At 72.0% G+C, this 11,069-nt stretch carries 7 protein-coding genes; all 7 read right to left on the bottom strand.

Annotated features, from left to right (window positions below; all coding sequences use genetic code 11):
• Window positions 1-77: 77 nt before the first annotated feature.
• Genes cobI through ACTMVF_RS37955 form a run of 7 tightly spaced genes read right to left on the bottom strand, consistent with a single transcriptional unit; the run spans window position 78 to window position 11,053 of the window.
• Window positions 78-830 (bottom strand): precorrin-2 C(20)-methyltransferase, encoded by a 753-nt coding sequence (gene cobI, locus ACTMVF_RS37985; RefSeq protein ID WP_441275642.1) that lies wholly within the window; start codon window positions 828-830, stop codon window positions 78-80.
• A complete protein-coding gene (locus ACTMVF_RS37980) occupies window positions 827-2,350 on the bottom strand; it encodes a cobyrinate a,c-diamide synthase (RefSeq protein WP_441275641.1) in 1,524 nt (507 codons plus the stop codon). Before ACTMVF_RS37980 ends, cobI begins: the two co-directional genes overlap by 4 nt.
• 4 nt (window positions 2,351-2,354) lie before the next feature.
• Window positions 2,355-2,954, bottom strand: a complete 600-nt coding sequence (cobO, locus tag ACTMVF_RS37975) for a cob(I)yrinic acid a,c-diamide adenosyltransferase (RefSeq protein WP_403345757.1) — start codon at window positions 2,952-2,954, stop codon at window positions 2,355-2,357.
• Window positions 2,954-4,951 (bottom strand): putative cobaltochelatase, encoded by a 1,998-nt coding sequence (locus ACTMVF_RS37970; RefSeq protein WP_441275640.1) that lies wholly within the window; start codon window positions 4,949-4,951, stop codon window positions 2,954-2,956. The genes cobO and ACTMVF_RS37970 overlap by 1 nt, the downstream gene beginning before the upstream one ends.
• Window positions 4,948-8,604, bottom strand: a complete 3,657-nt coding sequence (cobN, locus tag ACTMVF_RS37965) for a cobaltochelatase subunit CobN (RefSeq protein WP_441275639.1) — start codon at window positions 8,602-8,604, stop codon at window positions 4,948-4,950. The genes ACTMVF_RS37970 and cobN overlap by 4 nt, the downstream gene beginning before the upstream one ends.
• Window positions 8,601-10,112: a cobyric acid synthase gene (locus ACTMVF_RS37960; protein ID WP_441275638.1), complete on the bottom strand. Its 1,512-nt coding sequence runs from the start codon at window positions 10,110-10,112 to the stop codon at window positions 8,601-8,603. Before ACTMVF_RS37960 ends, cobN begins: the two co-directional genes overlap by 4 nt.
• Entirely contained in the window at window positions 10,109-11,053 is a 945-nt protein-coding gene (locus tag ACTMVF_RS37955) for a cobalamin biosynthesis protein (protein WP_441275637.1), read from the bottom strand. Before ACTMVF_RS37955 ends, ACTMVF_RS37960 begins: the two co-directional genes overlap by 4 nt.
• Between the last annotated feature and the right edge of the window lie 16 nt (window positions 11,054-11,069).

The following is an 11,069-nucleotide window of genomic DNA, read 5'->3' as shown; positions in this document are numbered from 1 at the left end:
CGGTCCTCTCCTACAAGGGGGTTCAGGGGATCAGCGGGGACGGGCGGCCGGGCGTCGCCCGGGACGTCGTACGGGCGTCAGAGCTTGCCGCCCCGCCCGCCGTCGCGCCGCGCGGGGGCGATGAGCGTCGAGAGATAGGGAAGGGGCGTGCCGTCGAGCTCGGCGGCCGACCGGATCGACTCCTCCTCCAGCCCGAGCGCCGACCCCCACACCGCGTCCTCGATCCGCCCGGTCTCCCGCAGAGCCTCGGCGACCTCCTGCGCCTGTCGGCCGAACTTGTAGGCGACGACGGTCCCGGGCCCGGCGAGAGCCTCCTTGAGCACGGTCGCCCCCGCGGTCACGGGTACGAGCGTGAGCGGCTCGGTCCCCTCGGTCAGCACAGCGCCCGACCGCGCGGCGAGGTCCTGCATGGCGGTGATGCCGGGCACGGTCTCCACGACGGTGTCGGGCACCGACTCGCCGATGGTCTGGGCGAGATAGGTGAAGGTCGAATAGACATTGGGATCGCCGATGGTCGCGAAGGCCACGGCGGCATGCCCGCGCAACAGCTCGGCCACCCGCTCGCCCGCCGCATCCCAGGCGGCCTCGCGCCGCCCCCGGTCGGTCCGCTCGTTGAGCGCGAACACGACCCGCACGACCTTCTCCTCGGGCACGTAGTGCAGCACCGTCGCCTCGGCCCGCCCCCGCTCTCCGCCATCCTTTCCATCAGGTCCAGCCATGACCGGTACGACGACGACATCGGCGGCGCGCAGAGCGTTGACGCCCTTGACGGTCACCAGCTCCGGGTCGCCGGGACCCACCCCGACTCCGATCAACCTGCTGCTGCTCATGACGTCCGGCACCTCTCCACGAACCGACGGGCGACACCGGGCTGCGAGGCCCAGTGCGTGTGCAGATAACTCGCGTGCACGCCCTGCTGTACGAAACCTTCGACCCGCCGTTGAGGGGCGCGCACCCCCCAGGCGGGCGCCGCCCCCGAGCCGGGCTCGACGACGGTCCGATGAAACTCGTGTCCCCGCATCCGAATCCCGGCCGCCGCGAGGGAACTGTCGCTGACGGCAACGGCGTCCCGATACCCGAGCGTGAGCCGCTCGCTCATCCGGGCGCCGGCATCGAGCACCCCGCACATGGGCTGCCCGTCCAGCTCCCGACAGAGATAGAGCAGCCCGGCACACTCGGCGGCGACGGGAGCGCCGCTCAACGCGAAGTCACCGATGGCCTTGCGCAGGGGTTCGTTGGCGGACAGCTCGGCGGCGTACACCTCGGGGAACCCGCCCCCGATGATCAACCCGCGCGTACTGTCCGGGAGTTGCTCGTCCCGCAGGGGGTCGAAGGGAACGACTTCGGCACCGGCGGCGGCGAGAAGCTCGGCGTGCTCGGCGTAGGAGAAGGTGAAGGCGGGACCGCCGGCGATGGCGACTCTCACACGCCGGTCGCCATTCTTCAGCCCGTCCGGGGGTGCCCCCTCCGGGGGAGTTTGAGGACGAGGCCGTTCAGGCCGATCGGGGGCCCAGGGGGCGGCGGAGCCCCCTGGCGGGGTCGAAGGGGCGGAGCCCCTGGAGATCGGGACGGGAAGGGGCGGCGGGGGCGAGGAAGCCAAGACCTCACCCGCATCCCAAGCCGCACACGACAACGCACCGGCACCCCTGGCCAGCCCCAGCAACCCTTCCAGATCGCACCCTTGCTCAACCTGCGCCGCCATCGCCCCCACGGCCTCCACAGCGGCAGCGTGCCGCTCGGCAACCGGCACCAACCCGAGATGCCGCGAAGGCGTATCGACCTGCGCAACCCGCCGCAGCACCCCCAGCACAGGCACTCCGGCCGAGTCCAACGCCTCCCGCAGCAACTCCTCATGCCGATCCGACGCGACCTTGTTCAGGATCACGCCCCCGACCCGCACCTGCGGATCCCACGAAGCGAACCCATGCACCAGCGCCGCCACGGACCGAGACTGCGACGACGCGTCGACGACGAGCACCACCGGCGCCCGCAGCAACTTCGCCACATGCGCGGTGGACGCCAGCTCCCCTTCCCCCGCGGCCCCGTCGTACATCCCCATGACGCCCTCGACGACAGCGACGTCACACCCCCGCGCCCCATGCACGAACAACGGCCCGATCAACTCCGGCCCGCACAGATACGCGTCGAGGTTGCGCCCCACCCGCCCGGTGGCGAGCGAGTGATACCCGGGATCGATGTAGTCCGGCCCCACCTTGTGCGGAGACACGGCAAGCCCCCGCGCGGCGAACGCGGCCATCAACCCCGTGGCCACGGTGGTCTTGCCACTGCCGGAGGCCGGCGCGGCGATGACCAACCGGGGGACGGACGAGGACGAGGAGGAGGACATCACGCGATCACCACTCGATGCCTCTCTGGCCCTTCTGACCCACATCCATGGGGTGCTTCACCTTGGACATGTCGGTCACGAGGTCGGCGAAGTCGACGAGCTTCTCGGGCGCGTTCCGCCCGGTGATGACCACATGCTGGGTCCCGGGCCGATTCCGCAGCACATCGACGACCTCGTCGGTGTCCACCCAGCCCCAGTGCATCGGGTACGCGAACTCGTCGAGGACGTAGAGCTTGTACGTCTCGGCAGCCAGGTCCCGCTTGACCTGCTCCCAGCCCTCCCGGGCCTTCTCCTCGTTGTCCATCTGATCGTCACGCTGCACCCACGACCAGCCCTCACCCATCTTGTGCCAGTCGACGGACCCGCCCTCCCCGGACGCCCCCAGCACCCGCAGCGCGTTCTCCTCGCCGACCTTCCACTTGGCCGACTTGACGAACTGGAACACCCCGATGGGCCACCCCTGATTCCAGGCACGCAGGGCAAGCCCGAACGCAGCGGTCGACTTGCCCTTCCCGACGCCCGTGTGCACGACGACAAGCGGCCGATTACGACGCTGACGAGTCGTCAGCCCATCGTCCGGCACCACACTCGGCTGCCCCTGAGGCATTACGCGGCCCTCCTCTGTACGTCCTTCACCAGTCCGGCGATCGAGTCCGCCCGCAATTCGTCCAGCGTCACCGCCGTACCGCCCAGCTCACCCGCGAGCTGCCCCGCGAGCCCCAGCCGTACCGGCCCCGACTCGCAGTCCACGACCACGGACGCGATCCCCTCGGCGGCGAACAGCCGCGCCGCCCGCCCGGCCAGCGCGACCGGCTCCGGCCCACCGGTGGCCCGGCCGTCGGTCACGACCACGACGAGCGCCCGCCGGGCCGGATCCCGCAGCCGCTCCACCCGCAGCACGTCATGCGCCTTCAGCAGTCCAGCCGCGAGCGGCGTCCGCCCACCGGTCGGCAGGGATTCCAGCCGGGCCGCCGCCGCGTCCACGGACGACGTGGGAGGCAACGCCACATCGGCAGCAGCCCCACGAAACGTCACCAGCCCCACCTTGTCCCGCCGCTGATAGGCGTCCAGCAGCAGCGACAGCACAGCGCCCTTCACGGCACTCATTCGCTGCCGCGCCGCCATCGACCCCGAGGCATCCACGACGAACAGCACGAGATTCCCCTCGCGCCCCTCCCGCGTCGCCTGCCGCAGATCGTCCCGCCGCAGCACCAGCCCCGGACCCGACCGCCCCCGCGCCCGCTGATGCGGCGCTGCGGCCTGCACGGTCGCCGCCAGATGCAGCTTGGTCAGCGCGCCCCGGGGCCGCCGGGCCCCGGTGGTCCGCCCGTGCTCGGTCCGGGCCCGCGAGCGCCGCCCGGCGGCACCCTCGCCGATGCCCGGCACGCTCAGCACCTTGGCCCGGAAGGGCTCGGCGGCGCGCACGGCCTGCTGCTCGCCCGAACCGGCCCCCGAAGGCTGCGGCTCCCCGCTCTCCCCGGCCTCGGGACGCGCGGCGGTGTCTCCACCCTGAGGCCCGCCGTCGCCGGACTGCGGTGGCTGCCCGCCACCCCCGCCCCCGGGCCCGTCCGGGTCGGGATCCTCGTCCCCCTCCCCGGCGAACTGCTCCAGCGTGTCGTCCAGCTTGTCCTCGTCAAGTCCCGGCGCATCAAAGGGATTACGGCGCCTGCGGTGCGGCAGCGCGAGCAGCGCCGCCTGCCGCACATCCTCGGCGAGCACATCCGTCCGCCCGGCCCACGCGGCCAGCGCGGTGGCCGTACGGGCCATCACGATGTCGGCCCGCATGCCGTCCACCTCGAATGCGGCACAGGTCGCCGCGATCTGCCGCAACGCCCCGTCACCCAGCCGCACCGACGGCAGCAGCTCCCGCGCCGCCACGATCCGCGCCCGCACGGCGGCTTCCTCGTCCGCCCACCGCGCGGCGAAGCCGGCCGGGTCGTCGTCGTACGCGAGCCGCCGCCGTACGACCTCCACCCGCTGGTCCGGCTCCCGCGAGGCCGCGACCTCGACGGTCAGCCCGAACCGGTCGAGCAACTGCGGCCGCAGCTCGCCCTCTTCGGGGTTCATCGTGCCGACGAGCAGGAAACGGGCGGCGTGCCGCACGGAGACACCCTCGCGTTCGACGTACGAAGCGCCCATCGCGGCCGCGTCCAGCAGCAGGTCGACCAGGTGGTCGTGGAGGAGGTTGACCTCGTCGACGTACAGGATTCCGCGGTGGGCGTCGGCGAGGAGGCCCGGCTCGAAGGCCTTCACGCCCTCCGACAGCGCCCGTTCGATGTCCAGCGCGCCCACCAGCCGGTCCTCGGAGGCGCCGACGGGCAGTTCGACCATGCGGGCGGGGCGCTCGGTGCCCGCCCCGGCCTCGTGCGGCCCGTCCGGGCATGCGGGGTCGGGGGTGCTCGGGGCGCACGAGAAACGGCATCCGGGGACGACCGGCACCTCGGGCATCAGCGCCGAAAGCGCCCGTACGGCCGTCGACTTGGCCGTGCCCTTCTCGCCGCGCACCAGCACACCGCCGACCGCCGGTGACACGGCGTTCAGCAGCAGCGCCAGCCGCAGGTCGTCCTGGCCGACAACGGCCGTAAAGGGGAAGGGAGTTGTCACTTCTCGTCGCCCTCCAAGTCGCCTTCCAGCTCCAGGTAGGTGGCCCGCAGCCGCTCCAGCGTGTCGGCGTCCGGCTCGGCCCACAGCCCGCGGTCGGCGGCCTCGAGCAGTCGCTCGGTGATGCCGCGCAGCGCCCACGGGTTGGACTTCTTCATGAAGTCCCGGTTCTCGGGGTCGAAGACGTACTCGGCCGACAGCTTCTCGTACATCCAGTCGTCGACGACCCCGGCCGTGGCGTCGTACCCGAAGAGGTAGTCCACGGTCGCCGCCATCTCGAAGGCGCCCTTGTAGCCGTGCCGGCGCATGGCCGCCATCCAGCGGGGGTTGACCACGCGGGCACGGAAGACGCGGTGCGTCTCCTCGCCCAGCGTGCGGGTCTTCACCTGGTCCGGAGTCGCCGAATCACCCACGTACGCCTCGGGGTTCGCGCCGGTCAGATGCCGCACCATGGCGACCATGCCGCCGTGGTACTGGAAGTAGTCGTCGGCGTCGACGAGGTCGTGCTCACGTGTGTCGACGTTCTTCGCGGCGACGTTGATCCGCTTGAAGGCGGTCTCCATGTCCCCGCGCGCCGCCCGCCCGTCGAGCCCGCGCCCGTAGGCGTAACCGCCCCAGACGGCGTACACCTCGGCCAGGTCGGCGTCCGAGCGCCAGTTCCGGGCGTCGATCAGCGGCAGCAGACCGGCGCCGTACGCGCCCGGCTTGGAGCCGAAGACACGGGCCGTCGCGCGCCGCCGGTCGCCGTGCTCGGCGGTGTCCTCGTCGGCGTGGGCGCGGACGAAGTTCCGGTCGGCCGGCTCGTCCAGCTCGGCCACCGTCCGCACCGCGTCGTCGATCAGGCCGACCACATGCGGGAAGGCGTCCCGGAAGAAGCCGGAGATGCGCACCGTGACGTCGATGCGCGGCCGCCCGAGCTCCGCCAGGCCGATCACCTCGAAGCCGGTCACCCGGCGCGAGGCGTCGTCCCACACCGGACGGCAGCCCAGCAGCGCGAGGATCTCGGCGATGTCGTCGCCCTGGGTGCGCATCGCGGACGTGCCCCAGACCGTCAGGCCGACGGACTTCGGGTACTCGCCGTTGTCCTGGAGGTAGCGGGCGACCAGCGAGTCGGCGAGCGACTGGCCGACCTCCCAGCTCAGCCTGGACGGGATGGCCTTGGGGTCGACGGAGTAGAAGTTCCGGCCGGTCGGCAGGACGTTGACCAGGCCGCGCGTGGGCGAGCCGGACGGACCGGCCGGGACATAGCCGCCGTCGAGGGCCTTGAGGATGTGGCCGATCTCGTCGGTGGTCCTCGCCAGACGAGGCACGACCTCGTCGCAGGCGAACTCCAACACGGCGACGGCGTCGGGGAGCTCGGCGCCGATGACGTCACGGACGAGAGCCGGGACGGCCGCCACGTCCCACGACCGGGACTCCATACCCTCCGCGAGCCGCCGGCACAGCTGCTCCAGCAGGTCGATCGCGTCGGCCGCCGTACGCGACGGGCCCTCGACGAGGTCGGACAGCTCCACCGGCACCTTCACCGGCGCCCCCGGCTCGGCCAGCAACTCCTTCTCGTCGAGCCCGAAATGAGCGGCCAGCGAAGCCCGTAGCCCCGGCAGGGCGTTGGCCTGCCCGCCCCACACCTGTGCGGCGCGCAGCACGGCGAGCACGAGGTTGACGCGCGGTTCGGCGACCGGCCCGCCGCCGAGGATGTGCAGCCCGTCGCGGATCTGCACGTCCTTGATCTCGCACAGATAGCCGTCGATGTGCATGACGAACTCGTCGAACGCCTCGTCGTCCGGCTGCTCGTCGACATGCAGGTCGTGGTGCAGCTCGGCCGTCTTGACCAGGGTCCAGATCTGCGCCCGGACCGCGGGCGCCTTCGTCGGGTCCAGGTCGGAGACGAGCGCGTACTCGTCGAGGAGCTGCTCCAGCTTGGCCAGGTCGCCGTAGGTGTCCGCGCGTGCCATCGGCGGCACGAGGTGGTCGACGACGGTGGCGTGACCGCGGCGCTTGGCCTGGGTGCCCTCGCCGGGGTCGTTGACGATGAACGGGTAGATCAGCGGCAGATCACCGAGAACGGCGTCCGGCGCGCAACCGCCGCTGAGCCCGAGCCCCTTGCCCGGCAGCCACTCCATCGTGCCGTGCTTGCCCATGTGCACGATCGCGTCGGCGCCGAACGAGTTCTCCAGCCACCGGTAGGCCGCCATGTAGTGGTGCGACGGCGGCATGTCCGGGTCGTGGTAGATCGCGATCGGGTTCTCGCCGAAGCCGCGCGGCGGCTGGATCATGACGACGACGTTCCCGAACCGGAGGGAGGCGAGGACGATGTCCTCCCCGTCGACGTACAGCGAACCCGGCGGTTCTCCCCACGCCTCCAGCATGGCGTCCCGCAGCTCCGGGTCGAGCTTGTCGAACCACGCCCGGTAGTCGGCGAGCGGCACCCGCGCGGGCGCGGCGGCCAACTGGTCCTCGGTCAGCCACTCGACGTCGTGACCGCCGGCCTCGATGAGCCGGTGGATCAGCTCGTCGCCGTTGTCGGGGTACTCGGTGAGGCCGTACCCGGCAGCCTTCAGCGCGTCCAGGACCTGTACGGCCGACGCGGGCGTGTCGAGGCCGACCGCGTTGCCGACGCGCGAGTGTTTGGTCGGGTAGGCGGTGAAGACGAGCGCGAGCTTCTTCTCGGCGTTCGGCTTGTGCTTCAACCGCGCGTGCCGTACGGCGATCCCCGCGACGCGCGCCGCCCGCTCCGGGTCGGCGACGTACACGGGCACGTCGTCCGGACCCTGCTCCTTGAAGGAGAAGGGGACGGTGATGAGGCGGCCGTCGAACTCGGGGATCGCGACCTGCATCGCCGCGTCCATGGGGGAGAGGGCGGCGTCGGACTGCTCCCAGGCACTCTTCGACGACGTCAGGCACAGGCCCTGCAGCACAGGGACGTCGAGCTCGGCGAGCCTGCCGATGTCCCAGGCCTCCTCGTCGCCGCCCGCCGACGCGTGCGAGGCGTGCGTGCCGCCCGCCGCGAGGACGGTGGCGACCAGGGCGTCGGCCTTGCCGAGGATCTCGTAGAGCTCCGCGTCCGCACCGCGCAGCGAACCGCAGTACACGGGCAGGGCGTTGGCGCCCCGCGCCTCGATGGCGTCGCACAGGGTGTCCACGAAGGCGGTGTTGCCGCTCAGCTCATGGGCCCGGTAGAAGAGCACGCCGACCGTCGGACGGCCGTCGAGGAGGGGACGCTCGCCGTGGACGCCGTACTCCGGCATCTTCTGCGGCTCGACGAACCCCTCGCCCGTCAGCAGCACGGTGTCGGAGAGGAACCGGGCGAGCTCGGTGAGGTTGGCGGGCCCGCCCTCGACGAGGTACTTCAGTGCCTCGGCCACCACACCGGCCGGCACCGACGACTCGGCCATCAACTCGGCGTCGGGCACGGCCTCGCCGCCCAGCAGCACGGTCGGGACGCCGGACGCCTTCAGCTTGGCGAGCCCGTCCTCCCACGCCCGCTTGCCGCCCAGCAGCCGTACGACGGCGATGTCCGCGCCGTCGAGCAGCGCGGGCAGCTCACCGTCGACGTCCACGCGGGTCGGGTTGCCGATCCGGTAGTCGGCACCGGAGGCGGCGCGGGCCGCCAGCAGATCCGTGTCGGCGGTCGACAACAACAACACAGTGCTCATGCGGGCGCTCCCGGTGGAATGAAAGGCAGTCCTTGCGGCGCGCCCGACTCGATGAGCCGCCAGAGCGCGTCCGTGTCCGCGTGCTGTTCGATCAGGTCGCCGAGCCGGTCGAGCTGCTCCTCGCGCAGCGCGGCGAACGACGTGTCGGCGGCCGGCACGAAGCGACGGCCCGCGGCGGCCGCCACCTCACGCAGAAAGGCCCGCCGGAAACCGTCCGACTCCAGCGAGCCGTGCCAGTGCGTGCCCCAGGTCTGGCCGACCCGGCAGCCGTCGAGGAAGGGTTCGCCATCGGTGATGGAGGCGAGCCCGTGATGGATCTCGTACCCCTCGACATGCTCGCCGAGGGCTTCCCCCACCGGCCGGGTGAGGGTCTTCTCGCGCGCGAACCGCACCCGCACGGGAAGGACACCGAGCGCCTCCACATGCCCCTTGCGGCTCTCGACCTCGTCCTCGATGTGCTCGCCGAGGACCTGGAAGCCGCCGCAGATGCCGAGAATGGGCCTGTGCTGAGCGGCCCTTCGGACCAGCGCGTCCGCAAGTCCCCGCTCCCGCAGCCACTCCAGGGCCTTGACCGTCCCCCTGGTCCCCGGAATCACGACGAGATCGGCGTCGGTGAGTTCCTCCGGCCGGTCCACGAACCGCACCACGACACCCGGCTCGGCGGCCAGGGCGTCGACGTCGGTGAAGTTCGACATGAGGGGGATCGCACAGACGGCGACACGGAGCACGTCCTCGCCGACGGGGGCGGAGACCTGGGACTCCCTCACCGCACCCCGCAGGGAGACCCGCAGCCCGTCCTCCTCATCGATACCGAGCCCGTGCTGAAAGGGGAGGACGCCGTACGTGTGCCGACCGGTGAGGCCGTGCAGCATGTCGAGCCCCGGTTCGAGCAGCGAGACGTCCCCACGGAACTTGTTGACGAGGAACCCGGCGACGAGCGCCTGATCCTCGGGGGAGAGAAGCGCGACCGTCCCGAAGAAGGAGGCGAAGACCCCGCCACGGTCGATGTCACCGACGACGAGCACAGGCAGCCGCGCATTGCGCGCGATCCCCATGTTCACGATGTCCGTCCGCCGCAGATTGATCTCGGCGGGAGAACCGGCCCCCTCACAGATCACCGCGTCATACGTGCCCCGCAACTCGGCGAGACAGTCGAGCACGGTCCCGAGGAGTTGCTGCTGCCGCCCGCCGTGATAGCCGCGCGCACTCAGCTCACCGACCGGCTTGCCCATGAGCACGACCTGACTGCTCTGCTCGCCACCGGGCTTGAGCAGCACGGGGTTCATGAGCGCGGTCGGCTCGACGCGGCAGGCCTGCGCCTGCATGGCCTGCGCCCGCCCGATCTCGGCCCCCTCCCGCGTCACGAACGAGTTGAGGGACATGTTCTGCGCCTTGAAGGGCGCGACCTTGACCCCCTGCCGCACCAGCCACCGGCAGATCCCGGCGGTGACGACGCTCTTGCCGGCGTCGGAGGTGGTACCGGCGACGAGAAGCCCACCGACCGTCATGACGTACGCCCCTTCACGATGCGGCGCGCGGCGACACTGACGCCGAGCGCGAGCCAACCGACGCGCCGGGAGAGCCGTACGGCACGCTCGATGTCTTGGGTGACGACGGCACGCCCGGCGGCACCGTTGAGCACCGGCCGGTGCTCGACCCGCCCCCGGTACGACAGGGTTCCGCCCAGCCGCACCCCGAGGGCGCCGGCGAACGACGCCTCGACCGGCCCGGCGTTGGGACTCGGATGCTTGCCGGCATCGGCGCGCCAGGCCTGCACGGCCCCCCGCGGATCGTCCCCCGCCACAGCCGCGAGCACGGCGGTGAGCCGCGCCCCGGGCCACCCGGCGACATCGTCGAGCCGGGCCGAAGCCCACCCGTACCGCCGGTACTTGGGCGACTTGTGCCCGACCATGGCGTCGAGCGTGTTCACGGCCCGAAACCCGACCAGCGCCGGCACTCCTCCCAAGGCCCCCCACACCAGCGCTCCCACGACCGCGTCGGAGGTGTTCTCGGCGACGGACTCGACCACGGCCCGGGCGATCCCGTCAGCATCCAGCGCCTGCGGATCCCGCCCGCACAGATGCGGCAGCCGCGCCCGAGCCGCCTCGACATCGCCGGCCTCCAGGGCACGCCCGATGCCCCGGGCCTCCCGGGCGAGCGAAGTCCCCCCGACCACGGCCCAGGTGGCGGCGGTGGTCAGTGCGAGGGAGGCGGCGGGAGAGGTACGTACGGCACGAGCGGCGACGGCTGCGAGCGCTACGGCGCCACCGGCGCACACGGCGGTGTGCAGCGCGCCCCACCCCCGGTGGTCCCGCCACAACACCCGCTCCACGGCGCCGGCGGCACGCCCGAACGCGGCGACCGGATGCCCCCGGCGAGGGTCGCCGAGCAGCAGATCACCGAGAAGTCCGGCGGCGGCGCCGTACGCGAAGACGCGATCGGCACGCATCGGAGTCAGCCGACCG

The sequence above is a fragment of the Streptomyces sp. SD31 genome (assembly GCF_052068475.1).
Taxonomy (GTDB): Bacteria; Actinomycetota; Actinomycetes; order Streptomycetales; family Streptomycetaceae; genus Streptomyces.
This window is presented reverse-complemented; position numbering and strand designations above follow the sequence as displayed.